14 protein-coding genes are annotated in these 17,317 nt (G+C 67.4%); 8 read left to right on the plus strand and 6 right to left on the minus strand.

What is annotated here, in order from left to right; genetic code table 11:
* The first annotated feature begins 47 nt into the window (after positions 1-47).
* Genes N7333_RS15860 through N7333_RS15875 form a run of 4 tightly spaced genes read left to right on the plus strand, consistent with a single transcriptional unit; the run spans position 48 to position 3,483 of the window.
* Positions 48-1,187: an ABC transporter permease gene (locus N7333_RS15860; RefSeq protein WP_129481968.1), complete on the plus strand. Its 1,140-nt coding sequence runs from the start codon at positions 48-50 to the stop codon at positions 1,185-1,187.
* Positions 1,184-1,969, plus strand: a complete 786-nt coding sequence (locus N7333_RS15865; RefSeq protein WP_129481969.1) for an ATP-binding cassette domain-containing protein — start codon at positions 1,184-1,186, stop codon at positions 1,967-1,969. The genes N7333_RS15860 and N7333_RS15865 overlap by 4 nt, the downstream gene beginning before the upstream one ends.
* The gene (locus N7333_RS15870; protein ID WP_129481970.1) at positions 1,970-2,887 is read left to right on the plus strand and encodes an MlaD family protein; all 918 of its coding nucleotides are present in this window, start codon (positions 1,970-1,972) and stop codon (positions 2,885-2,887) included.
* Positions 2,884-3,483: an ABC-type transport auxiliary lipoprotein family protein gene (locus N7333_RS15875; protein ID WP_129481971.1), complete on the plus strand. Its 600-nt coding sequence runs from the start codon at positions 2,884-2,886 to the stop codon at positions 3,481-3,483. The genes N7333_RS15870 and N7333_RS15875 overlap by 4 nt, the downstream gene beginning before the upstream one ends.
* 56 nt (positions 3,484-3,539) lie before the next feature.
* Here the strand turns inward: N7333_RS15875 and N7333_RS15880 are convergent, their stop codons facing one another.
* The 3 genes from N7333_RS15880 to hslO all read right to left on the minus strand — a co-directional run bounded on the left by N7333_RS15880 (position 3,540) and on the right by hslO (position 8,213).
* Complete coding sequence (locus N7333_RS15880; RefSeq protein WP_129481972.1) at positions 3,540-5,468, minus strand: RecQ family ATP-dependent DNA helicase; 1,929 nt, start codon at positions 5,466-5,468, stop codon at positions 3,540-3,542.
* 158 nt (positions 5,469-5,626) lie between these two features.
* Complete coding sequence (locus N7333_RS15885; protein WP_011920625.1) at positions 5,627-7,168, minus strand: phosphoenolpyruvate carboxykinase; 1,542 nt, start codon at positions 7,166-7,168, stop codon at positions 5,627-5,629.
* A 157-nt stretch (positions 7,169-7,325) separates the two neighbouring features.
* The gene (gene hslO, locus N7333_RS15890) at positions 7,326-8,213 is read right to left on the minus strand and encodes an Hsp33 family molecular chaperone HslO (RefSeq protein WP_004373211.1); all 888 of its coding nucleotides are present in this window, start codon (positions 8,211-8,213) and stop codon (positions 7,326-7,328) included.
* A 210-nt stretch (positions 8,214-8,423) separates the two neighbouring features.
* Here hslO and N7333_RS15895 point away from each other — a divergent pair, with 210 nt between their 5' ends.
* Positions 8,424-9,218 carry a phosphatase PAP2 family protein gene (locus tag N7333_RS15895; protein WP_129481973.1) on the plus strand — a complete coding sequence of 265 codons (795 nt, stop codon included), beginning with the start codon at positions 8,424-8,426 and terminating at the stop codon, positions 9,216-9,218.
* A gap of 78 nt (positions 9,219-9,296) precedes the next feature.
* On the opposite strand, the gene N7333_RS15900 is transcribed toward N7333_RS15895, so the two are convergent.
* A complete protein-coding gene (locus N7333_RS15900) occupies positions 9,297-9,728 on the minus strand; it encodes a S4 domain-containing protein (protein ID WP_096827634.1) in 432 nt (143 codons plus the stop codon).
* A gap of 146 nt (positions 9,729-9,874) precedes the next feature.
* On the opposite strand from N7333_RS15900, the gene N7333_RS15905 reads away from it, so the two are divergent.
* From N7333_RS15905 to N7333_RS15915, 3 genes are read left to right on the plus strand one after another with little or no spacing between them, the layout of a single operon-like run.
* Positions 9,875-10,312 (plus strand): ATP-dependent zinc protease, encoded by a 438-nt coding sequence (locus tag N7333_RS15905; RefSeq protein ID WP_177491061.1) that lies wholly within the window; start codon positions 9,875-9,877, stop codon positions 10,310-10,312.
* Complete coding sequence (gene rimK / locus N7333_RS15910) at positions 10,309-11,214, plus strand: 30S ribosomal protein S6--L-glutamate ligase (RefSeq protein ID WP_004373219.1); 906 nt, start codon at positions 10,309-10,311, stop codon at positions 11,212-11,214. The genes N7333_RS15905 and rimK overlap by 4 nt, the downstream gene beginning before the upstream one ends.
* On the plus strand, positions 11,211-12,107 hold the full coding sequence (locus N7333_RS15915; RefSeq protein ID WP_129481974.1) for an LD-carboxypeptidase: 897 nt from the start codon (positions 11,211-11,213) through the stop codon (positions 12,105-12,107). Before rimK ends, N7333_RS15915 begins: the two co-directional genes overlap by 4 nt.
* A gap of 6 nt (positions 12,108-12,113) precedes the next feature.
* Here the strand turns inward: N7333_RS15915 and N7333_RS15920 are convergent, their stop codons facing one another.
* The gene (locus N7333_RS15920) at positions 12,114-15,878 is read right to left on the minus strand and encodes an EAL domain-containing protein (protein WP_129481975.1); all 3,765 of its coding nucleotides are present in this window, start codon (positions 15,876-15,878) and stop codon (positions 12,114-12,116) included.
* Positions 15,879-15,980: 102 nt separating this feature from the next.
* A complete protein-coding gene (locus N7333_RS15925) occupies positions 15,981-17,297 on the minus strand; it encodes an ATP-binding protein (protein ID WP_004373225.1) in 1,317 nt (438 codons plus the stop codon).
* Between the last annotated feature and the right edge of the window lie 20 nt (positions 17,298-17,317).

A 17,317-nucleotide genomic window follows, 5' to 3' on the forward strand; every position in this document is an offset into this window, starting at 1 on the left:
GGCGGCGCGACTGGCCTGGCGCCCCCCGGCAGCGCTAAGCTGTCGCCATGACCACGCCATACCTGACCCCGCTCCAGACCAGCAGCACGGACGCCGCCAGCGGCCTGCGCATCGGTGGCGACTGGACGCTGGCCCATTACAGCCGACTCGAACCCCAGGTGCTGGCCCTGCGCGAACGCCTGCACGGCCAGGAAAGCGTCGACCTCGACGACCTGGCCGCGCTGGATACCGCCGGCGCCGCGCTGCTGGTGGAGCTGCTGGGCAGCGAGCGCCTGCGCCAGCTGGCGCAACAGGACAGTCTGAGCACCGAGCGCCGCGCCCTGCTGCTGGCGGTGGCCGATGCCATGGCCGGCAGTCAGCAGGTGCAGCAACACGCCACGCCTTCGGCGCTGCGCGAGGTGCTCGGGCATATCGGCGAAGCGGTGGAAACCACCTGGTGTCACGGCCGGGAACTGCTCGGTTTCATGGGCCTGACCCTGAGCGGCATGCTCACCATCCTGCTGCGCCCGGCGCGCTGGCGCCTGACTTCGCTGGCCGCGCACCTGGAGCAGTGCGGGCTCAATGCCGTGCCCATCGTCGCGTTGCTGACCTTCCTGGTCGGCGCCGTGGTGGCCTTTCTCGGCGCCACCATCCTCGCCGACTTCGGCGCCAGCATCTACACGGTGAACCTGGTGGCGTTTTCCTTCCTGCGCGAATTCGGCGTGCTGCTCACCGCCATCCTCATGGCCGGCCGCACCGCCAGCGCCTTCACCGCGCAGATCGGCTCGATGAAGGCCAACGAGGAAATCGACGCCATCCGCACCCTGGGCCTGAGCCCGATCGAACTGCTGGTGCTGCCGCGGGTGTTCGCCATGCTCATCGCCCTGCCGATCCTCACCTTTATCGCCATGCTCAGCGGCATAGTCGGCGGCGCAGTGGTGTGCGCCGTGTCCCTGGACATTCCGCTGACGATGTATCTGTCGATCCTGCAGGACAGCGACCTGCTGCGGCACTTTCTGGTCGGCCTGCTCAAGGCGCCGATCTTCGCCTTCCTGATCGCCCTGATCGGCTGCCTGGAGGGCTTCAAGGTCAGCGGCAGCGCGCAGTCGGTGGGCGAGCACACCACCTCGGCGGTGGTGCAGTCGATCTTCGTGGTGATCCTGCTCGACGCCCTGGCGGCGCTGTTTCTGATGGAGATGGGCTGGTGAGCCGCGACACCATCATCGAAGTGCGCGGCCTGTGCAACCGTTTCGGCAGCCAGGTGGTGCACGAGCACCTGGATTTCGACCTCTATCGCGGCGAGATACTCGGTGTGGTCGGCGGCTCGGGCACCGGCAAGTCGGTGCTGCTGCGCAGCATCGTCGGCCTGCGCCAGCCCAATGCCGGCACCGTGCGGGTGTTCGGCGAAGAGCTGCTGAGCCTGTCGGCCGAGCGCCGCTCGCAGCTGGAGCGGCGCTTCGGCGTGCTGTACCAGCGTGGCGCGCTGTTCTCCTCGCTGACCGTCAGCGAAAACATCGCCCTGCCGCTGATCGAGCACGCCGGCCTGTCGCGCGCCGCGGCCGAGCGCCTGGCACGGGTCAAGATCGCCCTGGCCGGGCTGCCGAGCAACGCCGCCGACAAATACCCCAGCTCGCTGTCCGGCGGCATGGTCAAGCGCGCCGCCCTGGCGCGCGCCCTGGCGCTGGACCCGGATATCCTGTTTCTCGACGAGCCCACCGCCGGCCTCGACCCCATCGGCGCGGCGGCCTTCGACCAGTTGATCCGCACCCTCAGCGACAGCCTGGGTCTGAGTGTATTTCTGGTCACGCACGATCTGGACACGCTCTACAGCATCTGCGACCGGGTCGCGGTGCTGGCGCAGAAGAAGGTGCTGGTGGCCGATCGCCTGGAGGCGGTGGCCGCCACCGACGACGCCTGGATTCAGGACTATTTTCACGGCCCGCGTGGACGCGCGGCCGCACAGGCCGCCACCGCGGCAGGGAGTCAATGAATGGAACCCAGAGCCCATCACGTGCTGATCGGCCTGTTCACCGTGCTCACGGTGGGCGCCGCGCTGCTGTTCGCCCTGTGGCTGAACAAGGCCGGTGCCGATCGCGCCTTCACCGATTACGAAGTGATCTTCAACGAAGCGGTCAGCGGCCTGTCGCAGGGCAGCGCGGTGCAGTACAGCGGGATCAAGGTCGGCGACGTGATCAGCCTCGGCCTCGACCCGGAAGATCCGCGCACGGTGCGCGCGCGCATCCGCATCGCCGGCCATACGCCGATCAAGCAGGACACCCGGGCGCGCCTGTCGATCACCGGCATTACCGGCCTGGCCGTGATCCAGCTGTACAGCGGCAGCCCGGAAAGCCCGCCACTGGAAGGCAAGGATGGTCAGCCAGGGATCATCATCGCCGACCGCTCGCCGCTTTCCCGGCTGATGGCCAATGGCGAGGACCTGGTGAGCAACATCACCCGCCTGCTCAACCGCGCCAACCGCATGCTCTCACGCGAGAATGCCGAGCGCGTCTCGCGCACCCTGGAGAACCTGGAGCAGGCCACGGCCGGTATCGCCAGCCAGCGCGACGAACTCAGCGCCGCTCTGCAGCAGGCCGGCGCCGCCACCCGCGAAGCGGCCGAACTGATGCGCACCGCCAACCGCCTGCTCAACGGCCAGGGTAGCCAGGCCCTGGACAACGCCGAACGCCTGATGGCCTCGCTGGAGCGCAGCAGCCGCAGCATCGAGCAACTGCTGGAAAGCAACCGCAGCGCCCTGGACAGCGGCATGCAGGGCCTCGGCGAACTGGGCCCGGCGATTGGCGAGCTGCGCGACACCCTCAGCGCCCTGCGCGGCTTCTCCCGTCGCCTGGAACAGGACCCCACCGGCTACCTGCTGCGCAGCGACAGCATCAAGGAGTTCCAACCATGAAGCGTCTCACCCTGTTGCTGGCCGCCACCCTGCTCGGCGCCTGCTCGATCCTGCCGCAGAGCGAGCCGCTGGACATCTACCTGCTGCCGGCGGCGCAACTGCCGGCGCAGAGCCAACAGGTCGACTGGGCGCTGCGGATCAACAGCCCCAGCAGCAGTCAGCTGCTCGACGGCACGCGCATCGTCGTGCTGCCCGAGCCCGACCGGGTCAACACCTACCAGGGCGTGCGCTGGAGCGAGCGCACGCCGCAGCTGCTGCGCAACCGCCTGCTCGATGCCTTCCAGGACGACGGCCGGATTCAGGCCCTGAGCAACGAGGAGCAGCGCCTGCAGGCCGATCTGGAACTGGTCAGCGACCTGCGCAGCTTCCATAGCGAATATCGCAACGGCATCCCGTACGCGCTGATCCGTCTCGAGGTCAACCTGGTGGATGCGCGCGATCAACGCATCCTCGCCAGCCGCCGCTTCAGCATCAGCCAGCCGGCGAGCGATACCTCGGTGCCGGCGGTGATCGCCGCCTTCGGCCAGGCGGGGGATCAACTGTCCCGCGAGCTGGTGGACTGGACGCTGAACCAGGGGCAGCGCGCTACCCCGTAGGGTGCGCCGTGCGCACCAATGCCTGCGCGTAATCCGGTGCACACGCCCAGGCGTCCCTACGCGAACGACGCCGTCAACCAACCGCGCACTTCGGCATAGGGGTACTCCTCCAATGCAGCGAAGCCGGCCAGCTGGCGCCCCTTGAGCTTGGTCAGCAGCGGCGTGGTCACGCCGCAGAGAAAGCGCGTCAGGCACTCTTGGCTCGGTGTGCAACCGGCATGCTGCAGGTGCTTCTCGACGAAGGCGGCGCACAACGCCTGGGCATTTCGTCCGCTCAAGGGCGGTAATTCCGGTGGTTGCGGCAGGGTCGCGACGCGCCCCTGACACACCGAACAATGCCCGCAGCGTTCGGGCGCCCGTTCGTCGCCGAAGTACAGCGCCAGACGGCGGCTCAGGCATTCGCGGCTCTCGAACAGGGCGAGCATGGCCTGGATACGGGCGATCTCGCTGGCTTCATGGGCGCGGAAGTGCGCATGCAGATCATTGGCCAGGGCTTCGACCTCGAAGCCGCCATCGAGCACGGCGTAAACCTCGGTCATCTGCTTGCTTTCCAGCTCCAGCCAGCCCCTTTCCTGGAAGTAATCCAGCGCCTTGACCACCCGCGCGCGCTCGGCGCCGTACTGTTGATACAACGCGTCGAAGTCCAGCGTCGACCAAGTACGCGCGCGCTTCGAGCAGGCGAGGATCGCCTCGACGAACTGGCGCCGCTCGCCCTCGAACTGTGCCAGCAAGGCTTCGTCCTCCAGCAGCAGCTTGAAGCGGTACTCGGCGAAGTAGGCGTAGCGCGGCGCGATGATGCCGCGCAGCTCCAGCTGTACCAGCAGGGTCTTGAGCGGCAGCGCGCGGATATTGCTGTGCTCCGAGAGCTGGCCGAGCATCAGCTCCCACTGCCCGCCCGTGCCGACCGCGCGCAGGTCGTCGAGCACGGCACGAATGCCGGCGAGCTCCGGGGTATCGCCGTAGACGAAGTTCTCCAGCACGCTGAGACCGTCGCGACTGGCCAGCACCAGGCAGTCCGAGGCCTGGCCATCGCGCCCGGCGCGGCCGATTTCCTGGCTGTAGTTTTCCACCGACTTAGGCAGGTCGAAGTGCACCACGTTGCGGATATCGCGCTTGTCGATGCCCATGCCGAAGGCGATGGTGGCGACGATGCATTGCAGCTCGCCGGCCATGAAGCGGCGCTGGATCGACTCGCGCACCTCGTGCGCCATGCCGGCGTGATAGGCGCTGACCGCCAGACCGTCACGCGCCAGGCGCTCGGCGACCTGCTCGGCAGTTTTCTGCTGGGTGACGTAGACGATGCTCGCCTGACCGCGCCGCGGCGCCAGCCATTGCTGCAGGCGCTGCGCCTTGGCACCGCCAGGCACCGGTTCGACCAGCAGGTTGAGGTTGGGCCGGTAGAAACCGGTGGTGACCACGTCCGCCTCGGCGATGGCGAATTTCTCGCGCATGTCGGCGATCACTTTCGGCGTGGCCGTGGCAGTGAGCAGCAGCACCTGGGCGATGCCGAACTGGCGCTGATAGTCCGGCAGCTTGAGGTAATCCGGGCGGAAGTTGTGGCCCCACTCGGAGATGCAGTGCGCCTCGTCGACCACCAGCAGGGAGATCGGCACCTGGGCGATGAAATTTCGGAAACGCTCGTTCTTCAGGCGCTCCACCGAGATCATCAGAATCTTCAGCTCGCCGCTGCGCGCGCGATTCATCACCTCCATGCTCTGCTCGCGGCTCTGCGCCGAATCGATGCTCGCCGCCGCGATGCCATGGGCATGCAGGAAGGCCAGCTGATCCTGCATCAGCGCCAGCAGCGGCGAGATCACCAGGGTCAGATGCGGCAGGTGCAGCGCCGGCAGCTGGTAGCACAGGGACTTGCCCGAACCGGTGGGGAAGATCGCCGCCGCCGAGCGACCGGCGAGCACGGCGCTGATCACCGCCTCCTGGCCGGGACGCAGCTGATCGAAACCGAAGACGCGTTTGAGGGTGGACATGCGCTGTCACTCCATTGACCGCCGAATGGCCCCTGACCATAACGCGGTTGGGTAGGGTGCGCCACGCGCACCGCAAATAAACAAGGTGCGCACGGCGCACCCTACCCGAAAACGACAAAGCCGCCCGAAGGCGGCTTTGTCAGAGACCACAGGCCAGCTTAGAGCTGCGGGCCGGCGTTCTTGATCGCCTCGCTGACATCGAACTTGGCGAAGTTGTCGATGAACAGCTTGGCCAGGCCCTTGGCGGCTTCGTCGTAGGCGTTCTTGTCTGCCCAGGTGTTGCGCGGGTTGAGCAGGTTGGTCTCGACGCCCGGAACCGACTTCGGCACATCCAGGTTGATGATCGGCAGGTGCTCGGTCTCGGCACCGATCAGCGCACCGCTCTGGATGGCAGCGATCACACCGCGGGTGGTGGGGATGTTGAAACGCTTGCCGACGCCGTAGCCGCCGCCGGTCCAGCCGGTGTTGACCAGGTAGACCTTGGAACCGAAGGCATTGATGCGCTTGATCAGCAGCTCGGCGTAGACGCCGGCCGGACGCGGGAAGAACGGCGCGCCGAAGCAGGTGGAGAAGGTCGACTTGATGCCGCCGCCCGAACCCATTTCGGTGGAACCGACCAGCGCGGTGTAGCCGGACAGGAAGTGGTAGGCCGCCTGCTCGTTGTTGAGGATCGACACCGGCGGCAGTACGCCGGTCAAGTCGCAGGTCAGGAAGATCACGGCATTCGGTTCGCCGCCCAGGTTCTTCTCGCTGCGCTTTTCGACGTACTCCAGCGGGTAGGCAGCGCGGCTGTTCTGAGTCAGGCTGTCGTCGCTGTAGTCGGGGGTGCGCTGCTCGTCGAGCACCACGTTCTCCAGCACGGTACCGAACTGGATGGCTTTCCAGATTACCGGCTCGTTCTTCTCGGACAGGTCGATGCACTTGGCGTAGCAGCCGCCTTCGATGTTGAACACCACGCCCTCGCCCCAGCCGTGCTCGTCGTCACCGATCAGGTAACGCGATTCGTCGGCGGACAGGGTGGTCTTGCCGGTGCCGGACAGACCGAAGAACAGGGTCACGTCGCCTTCTTCGCCGATGTTGGCGGCGCAGTGCATCGGCAGCACGTCCTTTTCCGGCAGCAGGAAGTTCTGCACGGAGAACATGGCCTTCTTCATCTCGCCGGCGTAACGCATACCGGCGATCAGGACTTTCTTGGCGGCGAAGTTGATGATCACGCAGCCGTCGGAGTTGGTGCCGTCACGCTCCGGCACGCACTCGAAGTTGGCGACGTTGAGGATCTCCCACTCGGCCTTGCCGGCCGGGTTGTAGGCGCTCGGGTTGATGAACAGCTGACGGCCGAACAGGTTCTGCCAGGCGGTGGCGGTGGTCATCTTCACCGGCAGGTAGTGCGCCTCGGCGGAGCCTACGTGAACGTGGGAGACGAAATGCTCCTGGGCGTTGTTGAACGACGCGACGCGATCCCACAGGGCATCGAACTTGTCGGCCGGGAATGGACGGTTGATGGCACCCCAGGCGATCTGCGCCTCGGTGCTCGGCTCCTGAACGATGAAGCGATCAGCCGGCGAGCGGCCAGTGCGATGACCAGTGCGTACGACCAGCGCGCCGTTGGCGGCCAGTTCCCCTTCACCACGGCGGATGGCTTCTTCGACCAGTTGCGCGGCGCTGATGTCGGTGTACACGGCGTTGTTGGCTTGCGTCATGAGGGTCCCCGTCGGCCGCTGGCCGAGTCTTCCGAACGTTGTGTAGTGCAGGGGCAACTGCACTACACGGTAAAAAAGTCGCGGGAGTATGCCAGAAAAGCGAACTGCTTGGCAGCCTCCGATCTGATAGAGAACGCCTATCGTTCAGAAAAGTTCATCAATGGCGTGTCTGCGACGGCGCTTCGCTGCCGGCACCGGCGAACAGCTGGGCGATATCGGCGGCATCGAAGGCATAGCGCTCGTTGCAGAACTGGCAATCGATCACCACGCTGCCGCCCTGCTCGGCCAGCAGCAGCTCGGCGTCGGCCTGGCCGAGGCTGGCCAGGGCACTGGCCGAGCGCTCGCGCGAGCAGCTGCAGCGAAACTGCAGCGGCTGCTCGTCGAACAGGCGCACGTTCTCCTGATGATAGAGGCGATGCAGCAGGGTCGGGTTGTCCAGCCCGAGCAGCTCTTCGGCGGTCAGGGTATCGGCCAGGGTCAGCACGTGGTTCCAGCTTTCCTGCCGCTCTTGCGGCTCGCTCTGGTGGTGCGGCGGCAGCTGCTGCAGCAGCAGGCCGCGGGCGCGCTGGCCGTCGGCCTTGAGCCAGAAGCGGGTCGGCAGCTGCTCGGAGCTGGCGAAGTAGTTGGACAGGCACTCGGCCAGGTCGACGCCGTCGAGGTCGACGATGCCCTGGTAACGCTGACCGCGGCTCGGATCGATGGTGATGGCCAGCACGCCGTTGGGCATCAGGCTCTGCAGGTCGGCGTCGGCGCCGATCTGCTCGGCGTCGTAGCGGGCGATGCCGCGCAGCTCACGAGCGCTGGAGCACTCGACCATCAGCAGCGACAGCGGGCCTTCGGCGCGCGCCTGCAGCACCAGCAGGCCGTCGAACTTGAGGGTGCCGACCAGCAGCGCGGCGGCGGCCATCATCTCGCCGAGCAGTTGCGCCACCGGCTGCGGGTAGGCGTGCTTGGCCAGCACATGGGCGTAGCTCTCGCGCAGCGCGACCATCTCGCCGCGCACGTCGGTGTCGTCGAAGAGAAAGCGTTGACTGAAGTCATTCATGGCGGCGGGCTCGAGGTCTGCAAAAAAGGCTGGCGATTTTATGCACAAACGCCCCGCTAACCAAGGCCCGAGTGTCACACCGGCCGCCACTCGTCGCGCCAGGCTGAATAACCGCTGAACCAAAATTGCGAGCCGCTTGCATGGGGGGCGCACACACCTATGATCCGCGCGCCCGAGTCGGGCCGTCGCCAATCAGCAAAGGGAATTCCCATGTCGAACACCTTCATCAACAGCCAGTGGCGCCCACGGGCCCTGCTGGCCTGCCATCTGCTGGCGGCGCTGCTGCTGCTCAGCTGGCTGTGGCAGCCCACTCGCGACCTGTGGGACGGGCTCGATCTGTGGCTGTTCCAACTGCTCAACGATCCGGTGCATGCCGCCGGCCTCTGGGCCAAGGTCTGGGCCATCGGCAGCATGCGCCCGGTGGACCTGGGCGTGGGCGTGGTGATGCTGGCGGTGATGCTCAAGGCCGACCTGGTGTTCCAGGGCCATCAGGTGCGCCGCGCCCTGTTCGCTTTTCTGACTGCCCTGCTGGCTCTGCTGCTGCTGCGTGTCGGCTTCGCCGAACTGGTCAAGGTCATGGGCTGGCAGCGCCCGAGCGCCTCGCTGGTGGTGGAGGGCAGCGCACGTCTGACCGAGCTGTTCCCCGACTGGGAGGAACGCTGGGACATGAAGGACAGCGCCAGCCGCAGCTTCCCCGGCGATCACGCCTCGGTCTTGCTGATCTGGGCCCTGTTCATGAGCTTCTTCGCGCGCAACTGGCGCCTGCTGCTGGTCTGGGCGATTGCCGTGATCGGCATGCTGCCGCGCCTGGTGGCCGGCGCCCACTGGGGCTCGGATGCCTTCGTCGGCGGCGTGTTCCTCAGCCTGCTGGCGCTGGCCTGGAGCTGCTACACGCCACTGGGCTATCGCGCCAGCGAGTGGCTGGAGAAGGTCACCCTGCCGCTCACCTCGCGCCTGGCCAAACTGCCGCTGCTGGGCCGCATGAGCATCGTCAGCGGGCGCTGAAACCTAGGGCTCGCCGTACGCACCGACATCGATCAATGAAGATCCGGTGCGCCTAGCACAGCCTACGGACAGGCGAGGCTATTCGTCCTCATCCGCCCAGGGGTGGCGCAGGCCACCCTCCTGCTGTTCGTTGAACTGATGGATCTGCCGGCGCTGCTTCTTGCTCGGCCGGCCGTCGGTCTGCATGCCAAGGGCGCCGGCCTTGCGCAGGGCAGCAGCCTGCTCGCGGCGGGCGATGCTCTCGTCGGTTTCGCGATACAGCAGCTGCGCCTCGGGGGCGCCGCGGCGCACCGCCGACAGCGCCAGCACGACCACCGTGCGCTCGTCGAAGCCGGTACGCAGCACGTATTCGTCGCCGATCCTCGGCTCCTTGCCCGGCTTGCAGCGCTCGCCGCGGTGATGCACCTTGCCCCCTTCTATGGCCGCCTTGGCCAGCGCACGGGTCTTGTAGAAGCGCGCGGCCCACAGCCATTTGTCCAGGCGCACCTTGTCGTCGTCTTTTTCGCTCATCTGACTCTCTGATGGATTTCGCATCCGGCACGGCCGCCTGATGCAGTTGTCATACGGCACAACTAGAATGCGCGGAATCATAGGCCGTGTAGGCCGCAGGGGACACTCTCACCTTGAAGACTTTCGACCAGCTCAGCGTGATCGGCCTGCGTGAGTGGATCAATCTGCCCGAGCTCGGCATCATCGGCTTGCGCGCCAAGATCGACACCGGTGCCAGCACCTCGAGCCTGCACGCCAGCGACATCCAGCCCTTCCAGCGCGATGGCGAGGACTGGGTGCGCTTCACCGCCTACCTCGGCACCCAGGTGCAGCGCCGCCATCGCTGCGAGGCGCCGCTGGTATCGGTCAAGCGCATCAAGAGCTCCAACGGCCAGGCGCAGAGCCGCTACGTGATCCGTACCGATCTGGCCCTGGGCGATCGCCTGTGGCCGGTGGAATTCACCCTGGCCTGCCGCAAGACCATGCGCTATCGCGTGCTGCTCGGTTCCAAGGCACTGATCACCGGCCAACTGGTGGTCAATCCGGCACTCAGCTACGTGCAGGAAAAACCCTCTCTCTCCTCGTCCCTTCCAGGTGCCCAATGAAGATCGCCGTGCTGTCGCGCAATCCGCGTCTGTATTCCACCCGACGCCTGGTGGAGGCCGGTCAGCAGCGGGGCCATGAGATGCAGGTGATCGATACCCTGCGCGCCTACATGAACATCGCCAGCCACAAGCCGCAGATCCACTATCGCGGCCGGGCGCTGGAAGGCTTCGATGCGGTGATCCCGCGCATCGGCGCCTCGGTGACCTTCTATGGCTGCGCGGTGTTGCGCCAGTTCGAGATGATGGGTGTCTACCCGCTCAACGAGTCGGTGGCCATCAGCCGCTCGCGCGACAAGCTGCGCGCCCTGCAACTGCTGTCGCGCAAGGGCATCGGCCTGCCGGTGACCGGTTTTGCCCACTCCCCCGACGACATTCCCGACCTGATCCAGATGGTCGGTGGCGCGCCGCTGGTGATCAAGGTGCTGGAAGGCACCCAGGGCATGGGCGTGGTGCTGGCCGAGACGACCAAGGCCGCCGAATCGGTGATCGAAGCCTTCTTCGGCCTCAAGCAGGACATCATGGTCCAGGAGTACATCCAGGAAGCCGGCGGCGCCGACATTCGCTGCTTCGTGGTCGGCGACAAGGTGATCGCTTCGATGAAGCGCCAGGCCAAGGCCGGCGAGTTCCGCTCCAACCTGCATCGCGGCGGCAGCGCCAGCCTGATCAAGATCACCCCCGAAGAGCGCATGACTGCGGTGCGTGCGGCCAAGGTCATGGGCCTGAACGTCGCGGGGGTGGACATCCTGCGCTCCAACCACGGCCCGCTGGTGATGGAGGTCAACTCCTCGCCCGGCCTGGAAGGCATCGAAACCACCACCGGCAAGGACGTCGCCGGGATGATCATCCAGTACCTGGAAAAGAACGCCGAACCCGGCCAGACCCGCACCAAGGGTCGCGGATGAGCCGAGCGTTCGACGGCCGCCTGGCGCTGATCGCCCCTGCGGCGGCCATTGCCGAAGACGTACTCGAGGCGACCCTGGCGCAGCTCGACGTGCTGGGCGTGCGCTATCACCTGGGCCGCCACGTGCGCGCCCGTCATCGCTACCTGGCCGGCACGCCGGAGCAGCGCCTGGATGATCTGCACCAGGCCTTCAGCCTGCCCGATATCGCCGCCGTCTGGTGCCTGCGCGGCGGCTACGGTTGCGCGCAGCTGCTGGCGGATATCGACTGGGCCTTGCTGCGTCAGGCCAGCCCGCGCCCGCTGATCGGCTTCTCCGACCTGTCGATTCTGCTCAGCGCCTTCGCGCAGCACGGGCTGCCGGCCATTCACGGTCCGGTGGCCACCGCGCTCGGCCATCAGGTGCTGTCGGCGCCCGGCGGTCAGCGCGAGCGCCTGGCCTCGATGCAGGCGCTGTGGAGTCTGCTCAAGGGCCAGCACCGGCAGCTGCCGCTGCGCCATATCAGCGGCCCGCAGCATGCCATCGAGGGCACCCTGCAGGGCGGCAACCTGACGGCGCTGGCCAGCGTCTGCGGCACGGGCGCCGCACTGCACCTGGCCGAGGATTCGATCCTGATCCTGGAAGACGTCGGCGAGCCCTACTACCGCCTGGAACGCAGCTTCTGGCAACTGCTGCACAGCTTCGCCGGGCAAAGGCCGCGGGCGGTGTGCCTGGGCAGCTTCACCGACTGCCCGCGGCGCGGCGTGCACCACAGCCTGGAGCAGATCATCGGCGAATACCTGGCCCCGCTCGGCGTGCCGCTGTACGGCGACCTGCCGAGCGGGCATGGCGACAGCAATTTCCCCTGGCCCTGCGGCAAGAAGGCGCGACTGAGCCCTGGCAGCCTGAGCTGGTAGGCCGCCTCAGCCCTGACGCGCCTGCAGCCAGGCGAGAAACTCGGCCTCGACCATCGGCTTGCCGAACAGATAGCCCTGGCCCAGCGCGCAGCCCTGCTCACGCAGCAGCGCCAACTGGCTGGGCTGCTCGATGCCCTCGGCCACGCATTCGAGATCCAGGTTGCGCGCGATCATCAGGATGGTCTGCACCAGCATGCGCCCGCTGGCATCGCCATCGAGATCGGCAACGAAGCTGCGGTCGATCTTCAGGCGGTCCAGCGGCAGGCGCTTGAGGTAGGTGAGCGACGAGTAGCCCGTGCCGAAGTCGTCGATGGCAAAACGCACGCCCTGCGCCTTGAGCTGCTGCATGTTGCCGATGCAGCGGTCGACATCCTCCAGCAGCACGCCCTCGGTGATTTCCAGCTCCAGCGCCTGCGCAGCTACGCCGTGGCGACGCAGGCAATCCTCGACGCGCGCCACGCAACCGGCCTGGCGCAACTCGCGCGGGCTGAGATTGACCGCCAGCACCAGTTGCGGCCATTGCGCCTGCCAGCGCGCCAACGTCGCGCAGGACTGCTCCAGCACCCACTGGCCGATGTCCTGGATCAGCCCGGTCTCCTCGGCCAGCGGAATGAACTGGTCGGGGGAAATCTCGCCGCGTTCGGGGTGCAGCCAGCGCAGCAGCACCTCGGCGCCAGCCACCGTGTCGTCGGCCAGAACCAGCTGCGGCTGGAACACCAGTTGCAATTGCTGACGGGCAATGGCCTGGCGCAGCTCGCCCTGCAGCTGCAGACGCTGATCGATGGCCGCCTGCATCTCCGGGGCGAAGAAGTGCAGCGCATTGCGTCCGGCATGCTTGGCCCGGTACATGGCGGTGTCGGCCTGCTTGAGGATATCGGCGGCGCGCTGCAGGCCCAGCGGATGCAGGGCGATGCCGATGCTGGCGCTGATGGCCAGCTCGTGCCCCTCGATCAGGCAACTGCCCTGCAGCCCGCGCAGCAGCTTTTCGCCCACCGCGGCGGCATGCTCGGCAACGGCCTGCGGCTCGCTACCCAGCGCCTCGAGCAGCACCACGAACTCATCGCCGCCGAGGCGGGCCAGGGTGTCTTCGGTACGCAGCTCCCGAGCCAGGCGGGTGGTGACTTCGCACAGCAGCGCATCGCCGATCAGGTGGCCGAGGCTGTCGTTGACCGTCTTGAAGTGGTCCAGGTCGATGAACAGCAGCGCGCCCAGGCTGCCTTCGCGGTTCTCGCGATCCATGGCGTGCTGCAGGCGATCGAGCAGCAGACGGCGATTGGGCAGACCGGTCAGCTCGTCGCTGTAGGCCAGCCGCTCGATCTCGCGCTGGTAGCGCTGGCGCTCGGAAATGTCGAGCACGCTGGCGCGGATCAGCAGCTCCTCGCCGGGCATGCGCACCAGGCGCACCTCGCATGGCAGCTGGCGTCCGGCACTGTCGCGATGGGTCCACTCGAACACCGGCGTGTCGCCGGCGATGGCCCGCTGCAGATGCTCCCTGCCGACGCGCGAGGACAGACTGCCGTCCGCCTGGCGCGGCGGGCTGATGCTCTGGATGGTCTTGCCCAGCAGGTCTTCGCGGCGGTAACGCAGCAGTTGCAGCGCGTTCTCGTTGCATTCGACGATGCCGCCCTCCGGGCTGAACAGCAGGATCGCCTCGGGCGCGTGCTCGACCAGGGTGTGGTAACGCGCCTCGGCCTCGCGCCGCGCGCTGGTGTCTTCCACCAGCAGCAGAAACAGCGTCTGCCGGCCTGCACCGCCGCGAACCGCACGCAGGCTGAGGCGGGTGAACACCACCTGGCCGTCGGCCCGCAGAAAACGCTTGTCCATCTCGAAACCGTCGCTGCTGCCCAGCAGCACCTCCTCGAGCCTGGCCTGTTCGCCTGCCAGGTCGTCGGGATGCGACAGCTGGTGCCAGCTGCTGGCCATCAGCTCGTCGCGGCTACGCCCGAGGATGCTGCACAGCTTCTGGTTGACCTCTTCCCAGCCGAAGCTCTGGGTAGTCAGCGCCATGCCGATCAGCGGCGCCTCGAAAAACAGACGCAGGCGCTCGTCGCGCTCGCGCAGTTGCGACTCGGTGCGCTTGCGCTCGCTGATGTCCTGCACCACGCCGTACACCCGCACCAGGCTGCCGTCATCGTCGCGCTCGGCCATGCCGCGCACCCGCACCAGGCGCCCGCCGAGGCGCGCCGCCAGACGCAGCTCCACATCGACCTCATCCAGCCCGCCCAGCGCCGCCTGCAGGGTCTCGATGATCAGCGTCTGGCTCGGCGCGTCGTAGTAGTGCAGCGCCTGCTCGAAACTCGGCGGCCCCAGATGGATGTCGCGCTCGACGATGCGGTAGCAGCCATCGCTCCAGAACATGCTGGAATCGCCGAGTTCGAACACCCAGCCGCCAAGGTTGGCGATGTCCTCGGTCTGGCTGAACAGGTGGTTCTGGCGCAACAGCTGCGCGCGCTGCTGCTCGACCTGCGCCGCCAGCTCCACGCGTTCGGTGACATCCTGCTGCAGGCCGACGAAATGGCTGATGCCCCGCTCGTCGCGCATCGGCGCCAGCACCACTTCGTTCCAGAACGGCCGGCCGTCCTTGCGGTAGTTGCGCACCACCGCATGCCCGCTGCGCCCTTCGCGCAAGGCGCTGCGCAGGGGCTGCAGCTCCAGCTGGGCATGGTCGTCGGCAACGAGAAAGCGGCAGTTGCGCCCCAGTGTCTCGTCTGCGCTGTAGCCGGTGATCTGGGTGAAGGCGGCGTTGCAGTAGACCAATGGCAGGTCCGGCTGGCGGGCGTCGGCGATGGTCACCCCCAGCGGGCTGGCCTCCATCGCCAGGTTGGCGCGGGCCAGTTGCTGCTGCATGCGCGCGCTGCGGCTCAGCGCCTGGCGCAGGTCACCCAGGGCCCGCCCTACCAGCAGGGCGGCGCCCATCAGCAGCAGCACGGCCAGCTGCAACTGGCTGCGCGGCAGATCCAGCATGGCGAAACCGGGATCGCCGCGCAGCAACGGCAGCGGCAGGGTCGCGGCGAACACCAGAACGGCGCCGTAAAGCGCACCGGCGAAGGCATAACGCAGGGCCAGGGCGAGCATGCCGATGCCGAGAAAGGGCAGAGCGACCAGCAGAGGCAGGCTGCCGACCAGTGCCATCAGCGCCAGGAAGATGCCGAACGCGAGCAGCCAGCCGCGCCAGGAACGGCTGATGCTCAGGGCTTGCGCGTCGGCCGCCGTGCTCTCGGGCAGCCAGCCGCGCGCACGCAGCAGCGGGCTGCCGAACACCAGCAGCGGGGTGGCCAGCGCCAGCAGGTTGATGGCGTCGTTCAGCCACACCGCCAGGCTGGCCTGCGCCCAGTGCTCGCCGAGCTGCAAGCCGGTCAGCCACAGGTTGGCCTGCAACCCCAACGCCACCAGCGCCGCCGGCGCCAGCACGCCGAATGCGAGAAAACGCAGCAGATCGGCCAGGCTGCCCAAGGCCGGGTCGAAGCTGTGGCGCCGCAACAACCACCAGCCCAGCGCCACGGCGGCCGTCTCGGGCAAGGCATACAGCGGCGCCCATTGCCAGGGCAGGCCCCACAACGGGACGCTGAGCAGGGCGTTGAGGTAGAGCGCCGGCAGCACGCGCGGGCCCCACCACAGGCACAGCACCAGGCCCAGCACCAGCGGCAGGTAACACAGCGCCACCCCGTCGTTCAGGCGGGTAGCCAGAGAAATCCAGGTTCCCAGGTGGAAAAGCGGTAGCGGCAGCCACCAGCTCCATCTGGGCAGGCGGTGGGAAAAAGCGGTGGGCATGCGGGCCTCGAGTGAGTGCGCCGGCACAGCATAGCCCAGCGCCAGGGCCCTTGGCAGCAGATGGCCAGCACTCGGGCCGCCGCGAGGACGGCCGGTCGTCAGCTAGACCGCATCGCGCGGCAGCAGCAGCCCCAGCGGCAGACGCACACGTGCCTCCAGCCCCCCGCCACTGCGGTTGCGCAGCTCGACGCTGCCGCCATGCAGCGCGGCGATGCGCTTGACGATGGCCAGCCCCAGGCCGGTACCACGCCCGCCGCGGGCCCGATCACCGCGGATGAAGGGGTTGAAGATGCTGTCCAGCTCCGCCGGATCGATGCCGTTGCCGCGATCCAGCACGCTCAGCACCACATAGGGCGCACTGTGATCGCCAGCCAGGCTGGCCACCACCTCCACGGCATCTCCACCACCGTGGTTGAGCGCGTTCTCCACCAGATTGGTGAGCAGGCGCTTGGTCGACACCCGGCGCAGCGGGAAAGGCGGGATCGGCTCGAGGCACAAGCGCACGCGCTCGCCGTTCTGGTTGTAGGGCGCCAGGGTTTCGCGTACCAGCTCGGCGAAGTCCAGCTCCTCCACCGGCTCGTCACGCCCGTCGCGGATGAAGGCGAGGAACTGATCGAGAATGGCGTCCATGTCCTCGATGTCGCGCACCATGTCCTCGGTCAGTTCGGAGTCGCTCTGCATGAATTCCAGGGCCAGACGCAGGCGGGTCAGCGGCGTGCGCAGGTCGTGGGACACGCCGGCCAGCATCAGCTCGCGCTCGCGGCCGGCCTGCTCGACATCCTCGGCCATCTGGTTGAAGGCGCGGTACACCTCGGTCATCTCGCTCGGCGTATCGCCCACCGGCAGCCGTACGCTGCGCCCCTGGCCGAGCTGGCGCGCGGCGAAGACCAGACGCTTGAGCGGTGCGTTGAGCTGGCGCACGAAGATCCAGGCCGCTGCGGTGGACAGCAGGCCGATGCCGAGGAACCAGCCGAGCACGCTCCAGATCCGCTGACCGCGCAGCGGGTGCGGGTACATGGGCACGCGCACCCAGCCATCGCCGAGGCTCGGTGCATGCACCCACAGCGCCGGCGGCGAGGTCGCGCGCACCCGCGTTTCCGTGTCCGGGCCGAGTTCGGTCTGCATCTGCCGCTGGAAGATTTCGCTGTAGGGCCAGTGCTGCTCGCTGGCCGGCACCTTGTCACGCGGGATGCGCTTGAGCCCGGCGGCCTGGGCGATGTGATCGCGATCCTCGGGGTTGGCCGCCCAGTAGGCCCGCAGGGTCAGGGCCGCGCCATGGCTGTACTGGCGGTCGACCAGCACGTCCTCGTTCATCATCAGGTACACCAGGGTCAGCGCCTTGGAGAACAGCACGACGATGAGCACCAGCCACAGGGTGCGGGCGAAGAAGCTTTGCGGGAACCAGTAGGGGGCTTTCATCAGCACAGAACCGTAGGAGC

Origin of the sequence: Pseudomonas sp. GD04158, assembly GCF_029834875.1 — a bacterium.
GTDB classification, from domain to species: domain Bacteria; phylum Pseudomonadota; class Gammaproteobacteria; order Pseudomonadales; family Pseudomonadaceae; genus Aquipseudomonas; species Aquipseudomonas hydrolytica.